Source organism: Streptomyces sp., assembly GCF_031181705.1.
Taxonomy (GTDB): Bacteria; Actinomycetota; Actinomycetes; order Streptomycetales; family Streptomycetaceae; genus Streptomyces.
In genome coordinates this window covers 52,624-64,330 of the sequence record NZ_JAPSKN010000015.1, presented here as the reverse complement: position 1 = coordinate 64,330, position 11,707 = coordinate 52,624, and the positions used below count along the sequence as shown (strand labels likewise).

The window sequence follows — 11,707 nt, the reverse complement described above, 5'->3', positions numbered from 1 at the left end:
CTGAGTCGGATTTCCCGCCCGGCCGGACATGTCCCCGGTGCCTGAGTTGGCCCGGGTGCCCCGTCGGGAGGAGTTGTAAACCTACTGGAGCGGGGCGCCCCGATGCAAATCGAGGCGCCCCGCTCCCAGTTGGCACTGGCTCAGACCGGACAGACCGTCAGACCTCCACCACCACGGGCAGGATCATCGGCCGGCGCCGGTATGTGTCCGAGACCCACTTGCCCAGCGTGCGGCGGATGAGCTGCTGCAGCTGATGGGGTTCGACCACGCCGTCCTGCGCGGAGCGTTCGAGTACCTCGGTGATCCGGGGGATCACATCGCCGAAGGCGGAGTCCTCGATGCCGGAGCCGCGGGCCTGGACGTGCGGGCCGCCGGTGATCTTCCCGGTGGACGAGTCGATGACCACGAACACCGAGATGATGCCCTCGTCGCCCAGGATCTTCCGGTCCTTCAGGGCCGGCTCGCCGACGTCACCGACCGAGAGGCCGTCGACGTAGACGTAGCCCGCCTGGACCTTGCCGGAGATCTTGGCCTTGCCCTCGACGAGGTCGACGGCGACGCCGTCCTCGGCGATGACGATGCGGTCGTGCGGGACGCCGGTCAGAGCGCCCAGCTCGGCGTTGGCGCGCAGGTGGCGCCATTCGCCGTGCACCGGCATGAGGTTCCTCGGGCGGCAGATGTTGTAGAAGTACAGCAGCTCGCCGGCCGATGCGTGGCCGGAGACGTGGACCTTGGCGTTGCCCTTGTGGATGACGTTGGCGCCCCAGCGGGTCAGGCCGTTGATCACGCGGTAGACCGCGTTCTCGTTGCCGGGGATGAGGGACGACGCCAGGATCACCGTGTCGCCCTGGACGATGCGGATCTGGTGGTCGCGGTTGGCCATGCGGGACAGGGCCGCCATCGGTTCGCCCTGGGAGCCCGTGCAGACCAGGACCACCTCGCTGTCCGGGAGGTCGTCGAGCGTCTTGACGTCCACCACCAGCCCCGGCGGGACCTTCAGGTAGCCGAGGTCCCGGGCGATGCCCATGTTGCGGACCATGGACCGGCCGACGAAGGCGACCCGGCGGCCGTACTCGTGGGCCGCGTCCAGGATCTGCTGGATGCGGTGCACATGGCTGGCGAAGCTCGCGACGATGATGCGCTTGCGGGCGCCGGCGAATACCTGCCGCAGGACGTTGGAGATCTCCCGCTCGGGCGGGACGAACCCCGGAACCTCGGCGTTCGTCGAGTCCGACAGGAGGAGGTCGATGCCCTCCTCGCTCAGGCGTGCGAAGGCGTGGAGGTCCGTGAGACGACTGTCCAGCGGGAGCTGGTCCATCTTGAAGTCGCCGGTGTGGACCACCATGCCCGCGGGGGTGCGGATGGCCACGGCCAGGGCGTCCGGGATGGAGTGGTTGACGGCGACGAACTCGCAGTCGAAGGGGCCGATGCGCTCGCGGTGCCCCTCCACCACCTCAAGGGTGTAGGGACGGATGCGGTGCTCTTGGAGCTTGGCCTCGATGAGGGCGAGGGTCAGCTTGGAGCCGATCAGCGGGATGTCGGGCTTCTCGCGCAGGAGATAGGGGACGCCGCCGATGTGGTCCTCGTGGCCGTGCGTGAGGACGATGCCCTCGATGTCGTCGAGGCGGTCCCTGATGGACGAGAAGTCCGGCAGGATCAGGTCGATTCCGGGCTGCTCCTCCTCGGGGAAGAGCACTCCGCAGTCGACGATCAGCAGACGGCCGCCGTACTCGAAGACCGTCATGTTGCGGCCGATCTCGCCGAGACCGCCGAGTGGGGTGACCCGCAGGGCGCCTTCGGCAAGCGGCGGGGGCGCGCTGAGTTCGGGATGCGGATGACTCAAAAGACTCTCCTCACCACGCGCGCCACGTACCGGTTGGGCACGTGGCGCGCGTGACGTTCGTGCAACAGCAGTTGTCGTTGAAAGGGTGGTGCGGGCGCCGGTGGCCCCGCCTATTCAGTTGTGAAGCACATACGCGGGGAGCCGCGCGAAGTCTGATGTCAGAGCTGTACCCCGCCGGCGGCAAGATCGATCTTGAGCTGCTCGATCTCCTCGGGCGCGCACTCGACCATGGGGGCGCGCAGGGGCCCGGAGGGCAGACCCTTCAGGGCGAGCGCCGCCTTGGTGGTCATCACGCCCTGGGTGCGGAACATGCCCGTGTAGACGGGGAGCAGCTTCTGGTGGATCTCGGTGGCCTTCTGCACGTCGCCGGAGGTGTACGCCTCGACCAGGGCGCGCAGTTCGGGGGTGACCACGTGGCCGACGACGGAGACGAAGCCGACCGCGCCGACGGAGAGCAGGGGGAGGTTCAGCATGTCGTCGCCGGAGTACCAGGCGAGGCCGGAGCGGGCGATGGCCCAGCTGGCGCGGCCGAGGTCACCCTTGGCGTCCTTGTTGGCGACGATCCGCGGGTGCTCGGCGAGGCGGACGAGCGTCTCGGTGTTGATCGGGACGCCGCTGCGGCCGGGGATGTCGTAGAGCATGACCGGCAGGCCGGTGGCGTCGGCGACGGCCGTGAAGTGCCGGTAGAGGCCCTCCTGCGGGGGCTTGTTGTAGTACGGCGTCACGACGAGCAGGCCGTGGGCGCCGGTGCGCTCCGCCGCGCGGGCGAGTTCGATGCTGTGGTGGGTGTCGTTGGTGCCGACTCCGGCCACGACGTGGGCGCGGTCGCCGACTGCTTCCAGGACGGCCCGTACGAGATCCGCTTTCTCCGCGTCGCTGGTGGTCGGGGACTCGCCGGTGGTGCCGTTGATGACCAGGCCGTCGTTGCCTGCGTCCACCAGGTGGGCGGCGAGCCGCTGCGCGCCGTCGAGGTCGAGTGCGCCGTCCGCCGTGAAGGGCGTGACCATGGCGGTGAGGACCCGCCCGAAGGGGGTCTGCGGAGTCGAGGTCGGAGCCATGGGTTACACGCTACTCGTTGCTCAGGAGCGGGTCTGCCCTAGGGGCAGGCGACAGGTCGTGACAAAGGTGGAGCCCGGCACTGCCTGCTCGGGGGTTCAAGCAGTGCCGGACCCGTTTGATCAGGCTAGATGAACTTCGCGAAATGCCGCAATACGGACACTTCGCACGGCTGAACCGTACATCTGTGCCTGACCGGGGAGTCGGCGGCGGCGTTACGGCGCCACACGACCGTTGGCGTTGAAGGCGGCGTACGTGAGCGGCATGAGCCGGGCCCACTCGGCCTCCATCTTCTCGCCGACCATCTCGATCTCGCGCTGCGGGAAGGACGGCACCTTCGCCAGCTCGTGCTGGGTGCGCAGGCCGAGGAAGTGCATCAGCGAGCGGGCGTTGCAGGTGGCGTACATCGAGGAGTAGAGGCCGACCGGGAGGACCGCGCGGGCGACCTCGCGGGCGACGCCGGCGGCGAGCATCTGCTGGTACCTCTCGTAGGCCTGGCGGTAGGAGGCCTCCATGGCCTCGCCGACCAGCCGGTGCTGCTCGGGGGTGCCCTCGACGAACTCGTACTTGCCCGGACGTCCCTGCTGGATCAGCTTCCGGGAGGTGTCCGGCACGTAGAAGACCGGCTGGAGCTCGCGGTAGCGGCCGCTCTCCTCGTTGTACGACCAGCCGACCCGGTGCCGCATGAACTCACGGAAGACGAAGATCGGGGCGCTGATCAGGAAGGTCATCGAGTTGTGCTCGAAGGGGCTGCCGTGCCGGTCCCGCATCAGGTAGTTGATCAGGCCCTTGGAGCGCTCGGGGTCCTTCTTCAGCTCGTCCAGGGACTGCTCCCCCAGGGTGGAAACCCGGGCGGCGAACAGCACGTCGGAGTCGGCCGCGCTGTGTTTCACCAGCTCAACGGTGACATCGCTGCGCAAGTCGATCTTGAAGTCGTCGTCGGGGGTCTCGGTCACGGTTCGCAGGGCCTTCCCATCGCGTCTCTTGGCGACGCCACTCTACGTTCAGTGACGTGTCGCGATGAAGTTGGTGAAACAGGGCACCTGCGAGGGAGTTCGTTCGTCCTTACAGATGACAGTGATCCGTTCCACCCTCGAAGGGAGACGCACCCCTGATGTCCGGTCGGCGTGAACCCGTACCGTTCGCCTTCGTCGCAGAGGCCGACAGGTTCCGCAGCAATGTCACTCCCCCACCGCGTGAGCGGCTGTCCGTCGGCCAGATGGCCGGCCGATGGCTCATGGGGCTCACCATCGTGGCGGGACTCGTGGGGTCCCTGGTCATCGGGACGCCCGCGCTGTCGCCCGACCACTCGGCCGGCCAGCCTCAGCAGTCCCAGGCGTCCGAGAGGCGCTGAACCGCCCCCGGACGGGCGGTGACTCCATCCGGCCCCCCGCCAGTGGTGACCGGGGACACAGATCGGTAGCCTCACCGGGCACAGCCCACGCATGGATCGAGTGAGGACCCGCCGTGCCCCTGCCCTTTCTGACGGCCGACCGCGTTTTCGAGGCGGCGGACGACGTTCCGCTTCCTTACGACGACCGTGACCGGTGGCGGCGGCCGTACCGGCCCGGGCCCTGGCGGGTGGCGGCCGCGGCGCTCGCGCTGCTGCTCGCCTCGTTCGTGCTGTTCGCGGCCGTCGTCATCGCGGCGACGGCCGAACCGGCCTCGGCCGGGCTGGTCTTCGGCCTCGCGCTGCTCGTCATCGCCGGGGCGTTGCGGCTGCTGCGGGTGGGCGTCTGGGTGAGCGCGCGCGGCCTGCGTCAGGTGGTCTTCTTCACGACGCGTACGTCGCCCTGGGAGCAGGTGGTCTCGGTGCGCACGGTGCAGCAGCCGGTGCGCTGGCTGGGGTTGCCCCGGACCGTGCAGGGCCAGGCGCTGCTGCTGGAGCGGCACGGGCGGGCGGCGCACGGCGTGCCACCGCTGATGTCCACGCACAACCTGGACTTCCTGGGCCGTACGGAGGCCTTCGACCGGGCGGCCGACTCGGTGGAGGCCTGGGCGGACGAGTACCGCCCGCACTGACCTTCTCCTGGTATGCCGATGGGGCCGGACCGTGGAAACGGTCCGGCCCCATCGGCATACGGAGGCCGGTGTTCAGGCCCTCTCGGGCTGTCTGCCGTCGTGCAGGGCGATGGCGCGCTGCATCGCCTTGCGGGCGCGCGGGGTGTCGCGGGCGTCGTGGTAGGCCACGGCGAGGCGGAACCAGGTGCGCCAGTCGTCGGGGGCGGCCTCCGTCTCGGCCTTGCGCCGGGCGAAGACCTCGTCGGCCGAGTCCCGGTCGATGCGCCCGCTGGGGGTGCGCTTCAACTCGTCGACGGGCAGACCGCCCTCGGCGTCGAGTTCGGCGGCGAGGGCGTTGGCCCTGCGGACGAACTGGGTGTTCTTCCACAGGAACCACAGGCCGATGGCGGGCAGGATCAGCACCGCCACGCCGAAGGTGACGGTGAGGGGCGTGCCGGTCTCGATGAGCAGGACGCCGCGGCTGCCGACCAGGACGAAGTAGACGACCAGGACGGCGGCCGTGAGGGCGTAGGTGAGCTTCGCGCGCATGACGGTCAGGGGCTCAGTTCAGGTCCAGGAAGTGTTCCAGGCCGAACGTCAGGCCCGGGGTGCTCACCACGCGGCGGGCGCCGAGCAGGATGCCCGGCATGAAGCTGCTGTGGTGGAGCGAGTCGTGCCGGACGGTGAGGGTCTCGCCCTCGCCGCCGAGCAGGACCTCCTGGTGGGCGAGGAGTCCGCGCAGCCGGACCGCGTGGACCGGGACGCCGTCGACGTCGGCGCCGCGGGCACCGTCGAGCGCGGTGGCCGTGGCGTCGGGGGCCGGGGCGGTACCGGCGGCACGGCGGGCCTCGGCGATGAGCTGAGCGGTGCGCGTGGCGGTGCCGGAGGGGGCGTCCACCTTGTTCGGGTGGTGCAGCTCGACGACCTCGACGGACTCGAAGTAGGGGGCCGCCATCTGCGCGAACTTCATGGTGAGGACGGCCCCGATGGAGAAGTTCGGCGCGATGAGCACGCCCGTCCCCTGCGACTTCGCCAGCCAGCCGTTCAGCTGCGCGAGGCGCTCCTCGGTCCAGCCGGTCGTGCCGACGACCGCGTGGATGCCGTGGCCGACAAGGAAGTCGAGGTTGGCCATGACCGAGTCGGGCGTGGTCAGCTCGACCGCGACCTGGGCGCCGGCTTCGGTCAGCGTCTCCAGCTTGTCGCCCCGGCCGAGGGCGGCGACCAGCTCCATGTCCTCGGCGGCCTCGACGGCCCGTACGGCTTCGGAGCCGATCCGGCCCTTGGCGCCGAGGACCGCCACGCGCAGCTTGCTCATCTCTTGTGCTTCTTTCACCAGGGGTTGGTCAGGCGACGGCGTCGTGCAGGCGGGCCGCCTGTTTGTCCTTCAGCGGGCCGATGACCGCCAGGGAGGGCTTGCGCCCCAGGATCTCCCCGGCGACCGCGCGGACGTCGTCCGGGGTGACCGACGCTATCCGGGACAGCATGTCGTCGACGGACATCTGCTCGCCCCAGCACAGCTCGCTCTTGCCGATACGGTTCATCAGCGCGCCGGTGTCCTCCAGGCCGAGGACCGTGGAGCCCTGGAGCTGGCCGATGGCACGTCCGAGCTCGTCGTCGGTGAGGCCGTGCTCGGCGACGTGGTCGAGTTCGTCGCGGCAGATCTTCAGCACGTCGTGCACCTGGGAGGGCCGGCAGCCGGCGTAGACGCCGAAGAGGCCGCAGTCGGCGAAGCCGGAGGTGTACGAGTACACGCTGTAGGCCAGGCCGCGCTTCTCACGGACCTCCTGGAAGAGGCGGGAGGACATGCCGCCGCCGAGGGCGGTGTTCAGCACCCCGAGGGCCCAGCGGCGTTCGTCGGTGCGGGACAGGCCCGGCATGCCGAGCACGACGTGGGCCTGCTCGGTTTTGCGGTCGACCAGCTCGACGCGGCCGGCCGTGCGCAGGGCGCGGGTGCCGCCGCGCGGGGCGACGGGCTCGGCGGTGAGGTCCTTGAAGGCGCCGGCCTTCTCGAAGGCGGCGCGGACCTGCCGGACGACCCTGGCGTGGTCGATGTTGCCGGCGCAGGCGACGACCAGGTGGGTCGGGTCGTAGTGCTTCTTGTAGAAGCGGCGGATGCGGTCGGCGGTGAGGGCGTTCACCGTGTCGACCGTGCCGAGGACCGGGCGGCCGAGGGGGTTGTCGCCGAACATCGTGTGCGCGAACAGGTCGTGCACGCAGTCGCCCGGGTCGTCCTCGGTCATGGCGATCTCTTCGAGGATGGCGCCGCGCTCGACGTCGACGTCCTCTTCGAGGATGAGCGAGCCGGTCAGCATGTCGCAGACGACGTCGATGGCGAGCGGCAGGTCGCTGTCGAGCACGCGTGCGTAGTAGCACGTGTACTCCTTCGCCGTGAACGCGTTCATCTCGCCGCCGACCGCGTCGATGGCGGAGGAGATGTCCAGGGCGGACCTGCGGTTGGTGCCCTTGAAGAGCAGGTGCTCCAGGTAGTGGGTGGCGCCGTTCAGCGCCGGGGTCTCGTCGCGGGAGCCGACGTGTGCCCAGATGCCGAAGGTCGCGGAGCGGACCGAGGGCAGGGTCTCGGTGACGATGCGCAGGCCGCCCGGGAGGGTGGTCTTGCGGACCGTGCCGATGCCGTTCTCGCCCTTGATGAGGGTTTGGGTACGGGCGACGGCCCGCGCCTCCGAGGAGGTGCGGGCCGTCGCCTTCGAGCCACGGGACGTCACTGGTCGGCGTCGTCCTTCTTCTCGTCCGAGCCGTCCTCGCCCTCGATCACGGGGATCAGGGAGAGCTTGCCACGGGAGTCGATCTCGGCGATCTCGACCTGGACCTTGGCGCCCACGCCGAGGACGTCCTCGACGTTCTCCACGCGCTTGCCGCCGGCCAGCTTGCGGATCTGCGAGATGTGCAGCAGACCGTCCTTGCCGGGGAGCAGCGAGACGAACGCGCCGAAGGTGGTCGTCTTCACGACCGTGCCCAGGTAGCGCTCGCCGACCTCGGGCATCGTCGGGTTGGCGATGCCGTTGATCGTGGCCCGGGCGGCCTCGGCGGCGGGACCGTCGGCGGCACCGATGTAGATCGTGCCGTCGTCCTCGATCGTGATCTCGGCGCCCGTGTCCTCCTGGATCTGGTTGATCATCTTGCCCTTGGGGCCGATGACCTCGCCGATCTTGTCCACGGGGATCTTGACGGTGATGATCCGCGGGGCGTTCGGGGACATCTCGTCCGGGGTGTCGATCGCTTCCATCATCACGTCGAGGATGTGGAGGCGGGCGTCACGGGCCTGCTTCAGGGCCGCGCCCAGGACGGAGGCGGGGATGCCGTCCAGCTTGGTGTCGAGCTGGAGGGCGGTGACGAACTCCTTGGTGCCGGCGACCTTGAAGTCCATGTCGCCGAAGGCGTCCTCCGCACCGAGGATGTCGGTGAGGGTGACGTAGTGCGTCTCGCCCTCGATCTCCTGGGAGATCAGGCCCATGGCGATACCGGCGACGGGGGCCTTCAGCGGCACACCGGCGTTCAGCAGCGACATGGTGGAGGCGCAGACCGAGCCCATGGACGTCGAGCCGTTGGAGCTCAGCGCCTCGGAGACCTGGCGGATCGCGTAGGGGAACTCCTCGCGCGTCGGCAGGACCGGGATCAGGGCGCGCTCGGCGAGGGCGCCGTGGCCGATCTCGCGGCGCTTCGGGGAGCCGACGCGGCCGGTCTCACCGGTGGAGTACGGCGGGAAGTTGTAGTTGTGCATGTAGCGCTTGCGCGTCACCGGCGACAGCGTGTCCAGCTGCTGCTCCATGCGGAGCATGTTCAGGGTGGTGACGCCCAGGATCTGGGTCTCGCCACGCTCGAACACGGCGGAGCCGTGGACCCGCGGGATGGCCTCGACCTCGGCGGCCAGCGTGCGGATGTCGGTGACACCGCGGCCGTCGATGCGCTTCTTCTCCTTGATCACGCGCTCGCGGACCAGCTGCTTGGTGAGCGAGCGGTACGCGGCGGAGATCTCCTTCTCGCGGCCCTCGAACTCCGGCAGGAGCTTCTCGGCGGCGAGCTGCTTGACGCGGTCCAGCTCGGCCTCGCGCTCCTGCTTGCCGGCGATGGTGAGCGCCTGGGCGAGCTCGGGCTTGACGGCGGCCGTCAGCGCCTCCAGGACGTCGTCCTGGTAGTCGAGGAAGATCGGGAACTCGGCGGTCGGCTTGGCGGCCTTCGACGCGAGGTCGGCCTGGGCCTTGCAGAGCACCTTGATGAAGGGCTTCGCGGCTTCCAGACCGGCGGCGACGACCTCCTCGGTCGGGGCCTCGGCGCCGCCCTTGACCAGCTGGATGGTCTTCTCGGTGGCCTCGGCCTCGACCATCATGATCGCGACGTCGCCGTCCTCCAGGGTGCGGCCCGCGACGACCATGTCGAAGACGGCGTCCTCGAGCTCGGTGTGCGTCGGGAAGGCCACCCACTGGCCGTTGATCAGCGCGACGCGGACGCCGCCGATCGGGCCGGAGAAGGGCAGGCCGGCCAGCTGCGTGGACGCGGAGGCGGCGTTGATCGCCACGACGTCGTACAGGTGGTCGGGGTTGAGCGCCATGATCGTGGCGACGACCTGGATCTCGTTGCGCAGGCCCTTCTTGAAGGACGGGCGCAGCGGGCGGTCGATCAGGCGGCAGGTGAGGATGGCGTCCTCGGAGGGACGGCCCTCACGGCGGAAGAAGCTGCCGGGGATCTTGCCGGCGGCGTACATCCGCTCCTCGACGTCCACCGTGAGCGGGAAGAAGTCGAGCTGGTCCTTGGGGTTCTTGGACGCGGTGGTGGCCGACAGCACCATGGTGTCGTCGTCCAGGTACGCCACGGCGGATCCGGCGGCCTGCTTGGCCAGGCGGCCCGTCTCGAAGCGGATGGTGCGGGTGCCGAAGGTGCCGTTGTCGATGACGGCCTCGGCGTAGTGGGTCTCGTTCTCCACTAGCGATCTCTCCGTTTGCTTGTCGTCTTTCGTCCCTCGTCTGCCCGTGTGGCAGGGGGACATTCCGGAGATGCGCGCCGTGCTGTGCGGGCCGGTCTTCGATCGAAGCACCCGGGGCTTTCCTTCCCCGGGGGCCACTACCGAGGACCGGCGGCGGCTTGGTGCGCCTCTCCGTCTCCTCTTGTCGTGCGGTGTCGTGCGTCCTGCGTCGTGCTGTGTCGTGCGTTGTGCTACCACACTACAAAGGGGTGGTGACACTCCGCACGTACAGTTGCGCGCGTACAGCAAAGGGAGCGGCCCCGATTCTGCCGGGAACCGCTCCCTTCACGGCGTCTTACTTGGCGCCCGCCGCACCGCGGCGGATGCCGAGGCGGTCGACCAGCGCACGGAAGCGCTGGATGTCCTTCTTCGCCAGGTACTGGAGAAGACGGCGACGCTGACCCACCAGGATCAGCAGGCCACGACGGGAGTGGTGGTCGTGCTTGTGGGTCTTGAGGTGCTCGGTCAGGTCGGAGATCCGACGGGACAGCAGAGCGACCTGGACCTCGGGGGAGCCGGTGTCGCCCTCCTTGGTACCGAACTCGGACATGATCTGCTTCTTCGTAGCGGCGTCGAGCGACACGCGTACTCCTCATTGGTCTGCGATGGCCACCGAGTGCCCCCGGTCTGCTTCTCGGGGGAGCTTCCGTGACTCGGAAGGCGGGGATCCGCTGGGCGCGGCCTCCAGAACGGCTGGTTCCGGGGGTGCGTACACAAACGGCCGTCGACCAGAGTACCAGGTGGTCGGGGGCCTTTTTGCGCTGGTCCCCGAAGCTCCCGGCCGGAGCGGTGGGGGCCACTAGGGTGGGCGGGCTCGGGATCGTTCGTACGTCGGGAAGGGGTCGCTGCGGCATGGCGGAGACGGCTGAGGAGATCAAGGCACGCAAGGAGCGGGAGCGGGACGAGCTCTACGCCCTCGACATCTCCGGTGTGGAGTGGCACTGCGCGCCGGGCACCGAGGAGCACGAGGAGCGGGTCGAGATCGCGTACCTGCCCGAGGGGGCCGTCGCGATGCGGTCCTCCCTCGACCCGGACACGGTGCTGCGGTACACGGAGGCGGAGTGGCGGGCCTTCGTGCTGGGAGCGCGGGACGGGGAGTTCGACCTGGAGCCGCGGCAGCGCGACGGAGGGTCCCCGGCCGGGCGGTAGGCGCGGGAACGCACGACGAGGGGCGAGCCGGTGGACGGCCGCCCCTCGTCGTGTTGTGGGGAGTTGGTGGCGACGCTTGGGCGAGGGGGTTCGGGCCCTTCACGCCTGTCGTCCCTTTTTGTTCCTCAACGTGTGTGCCGCGTACGTCACTTCGGGGCACCTTCTGGGCAGGTTGTGACGCGGCGGACGGATGCTCGGGGGTGGACAGGCCTGCCGGGGCGGGGCTTGTGGTGATTAGGCTGGGACGGGGCGCTGCGCCGGAAACCGTGGAGCGGGCGCCGGTGCCCCAGGGGGAACACGGGGGAGTTTGTGGATCGGACTGCCTCGGACGACCTCGACACGCCTCATACGACTTCGCACGGCTTCACACGACGTCGGACGACAAGCAAGGGTCGCCCCAGCACGGCATGAGGGTGCTCGACCACACCAGGAGGAACACTGTGAGCAGCGATCGGGACGGGATCCGCGGGGGCTGGGCGACACCCGGCGATGACCAGCCCGACGCGGAGTCCTCGGCAGAGGTGACGGGCGAGTTCACCATCGACTACGCGCCGCCCGCCTGGTACACGCAGAACGCCTCGGGGAGTTCGGGGTCGAACTCCGGGGCGCCGTCCGGGGAGTCGAGTGTTTCGGGGGCCGCCGGTGGGGGTGGGGGCGTTGCCGCCGGTGGGGGTGCGGGT

General features: G+C 69.5%; 12 protein-coding genes. 4 read left to right on the top strand and 8 right to left on the bottom strand.

Annotation, left to right across the window (positions count from 1 at the left end):
• Positions 1–157: 157 nt before the first annotated feature.
• From RIN80_RS05695 to thyX, 3 genes are all read right to left on the bottom strand, one after another.
• Complete coding sequence (locus RIN80_RS05695; RefSeq protein WP_309094383.1) at positions 158–1,843, bottom strand: ribonuclease J; 1,686 nt, start codon at positions 1,841–1,843, stop codon at positions 158–160.
• Between the two features lie 158 nt (positions 1,844–2,001).
• Positions 2,002–2,901, bottom strand: coding sequence for a 4-hydroxy-tetrahydrodipicolinate synthase (gene dapA / locus RIN80_RS05690; RefSeq protein WP_309094382.1), 900 nt, complete (start codon positions 2,899–2,901; stop codon positions 2,002–2,004).
• A 213-nt stretch (positions 2,902–3,114) separates the two neighbouring features.
• The gene (gene thyX / locus RIN80_RS05685; RefSeq protein ID WP_309094381.1) at positions 3,115–3,855 is read right to left on the bottom strand and encodes an FAD-dependent thymidylate synthase; all 741 of its coding nucleotides are present in this window, start codon (positions 3,853–3,855) and stop codon (positions 3,115–3,117) included.
• Positions 3,856–4,013: 158 nt separating this feature from the next.
• Here thyX and RIN80_RS05680 point away from each other — a divergent pair, with 158 nt between their 5' ends.
• Positions 4,014–4,253 (top strand): hypothetical protein, encoded by a 240-nt coding sequence (locus tag RIN80_RS05680; RefSeq protein WP_309094380.1) that lies wholly within the window; start codon positions 4,014–4,016, stop codon positions 4,251–4,253.
• 113 nt (positions 4,254–4,366) lie between these two features.
• Positions 4,367–4,921 (top strand): hypothetical protein, encoded by a 555-nt coding sequence (locus tag RIN80_RS05675; protein ID WP_309094379.1) that lies wholly within the window; start codon positions 4,367–4,369, stop codon positions 4,919–4,921.
• A 72-nt stretch (positions 4,922–4,993) separates the two neighbouring features.
• Here the strand turns inward: RIN80_RS05675 and RIN80_RS05670 are convergent, their stop codons facing one another.
• From RIN80_RS05670 to rpsO, 5 genes are all read right to left on the bottom strand, one after another.
• The gene (locus RIN80_RS05670) at positions 4,994–5,449 is read right to left on the bottom strand and encodes a hypothetical protein (RefSeq protein WP_309094378.1); all 456 of its coding nucleotides are present in this window, start codon (positions 5,447–5,449) and stop codon (positions 4,994–4,996) included.
• A 13-nt stretch (positions 5,450–5,462) separates the two neighbouring features.
• Positions 5,463–6,215, bottom strand: coding sequence for a 4-hydroxy-tetrahydrodipicolinate reductase (gene dapB, locus RIN80_RS05665; RefSeq protein WP_309094377.1), 753 nt, complete (start codon positions 6,213–6,215; stop codon positions 5,463–5,465).
• Positions 6,216–6,243: 28 nt separating this feature from the next.
• Positions 6,244–7,623 carry a pitrilysin family protein gene (locus RIN80_RS05660; RefSeq protein ID WP_309094376.1) on the bottom strand — a complete coding sequence of 460 codons (1,380 nt, stop codon included), beginning with the start codon at positions 7,621–7,623 and terminating at the stop codon, positions 6,244–6,246.
• Positions 7,620–9,839 (bottom strand): polyribonucleotide nucleotidyltransferase, encoded by a 2,220-nt coding sequence (locus RIN80_RS05655; protein ID WP_309094375.1) that lies wholly within the window; start codon positions 9,837–9,839, stop codon positions 7,620–7,622. Before RIN80_RS05655 ends, RIN80_RS05660 begins: the two co-directional genes overlap by 4 nt.
• A 334-nt stretch (positions 9,840–10,173) precedes the next feature.
• Positions 10,174–10,461 (bottom strand): 30S ribosomal protein S15, encoded by a 288-nt coding sequence (rpsO, locus tag RIN80_RS05650; protein ID WP_010042739.1) that lies wholly within the window; start codon positions 10,459–10,461, stop codon positions 10,174–10,176.
• Positions 10,462–10,730: 269 nt separating this feature from the next.
• Here rpsO and RIN80_RS05645 point away from each other — a divergent pair, with 269 nt between their 5' ends.
• Both RIN80_RS05645 and RIN80_RS26535 read left to right on the top strand, forming a co-directional pair.
• Positions 10,731–11,027, top strand: a complete 297-nt coding sequence (locus RIN80_RS05645) for a DUF397 domain-containing protein (protein ID WP_309094374.1) — start codon at positions 10,731–10,733, stop codon at positions 11,025–11,027.
• Positions 11,028–11,434: 407 nt separating this feature from the next.
• Positions 11,435–11,707, top strand: a 273-nt coding sequence (locus RIN80_RS26535; RefSeq protein WP_375141625.1) for an SCO5717 family growth-regulating ATPase, incomplete at its 3' end; no start/stop codon positions are given.

Coding starts and splice junctions, on each gene's coding strand:
- dapB (WP_309094377.1), bottom strand. CDS start 6,215: ATGAGCAAGCTGCGCGTGGCGGTCCTCGGCGCCAAGGGCCGGATCGGC.
- dapA (WP_309094382.1), bottom strand. CDS start 2,901: ATGGCTCCGACCTCGACTCCGCAGACCCCCTTCGGGCGGGTCCTCACC.
- RIN80_RS05670 (WP_309094378.1), bottom strand. CDS start 5,449: ATGCGCGCGAAGCTCACCTACGCCCTCACGGCCGCCGTCCTGGTCGTC.
- RIN80_RS05645 (WP_309094374.1), top strand. CDS start 10,731: ATGGCGGAGACGGCTGAGGAGATCAAGGCACGCAAGGAGCGGGAGCGG.
- RIN80_RS05680 (WP_309094380.1), top strand. CDS start 4,014: ATGTCCGGTCGGCGTGAACCCGTACCGTTCGCCTTCGTCGCAGAGGCC.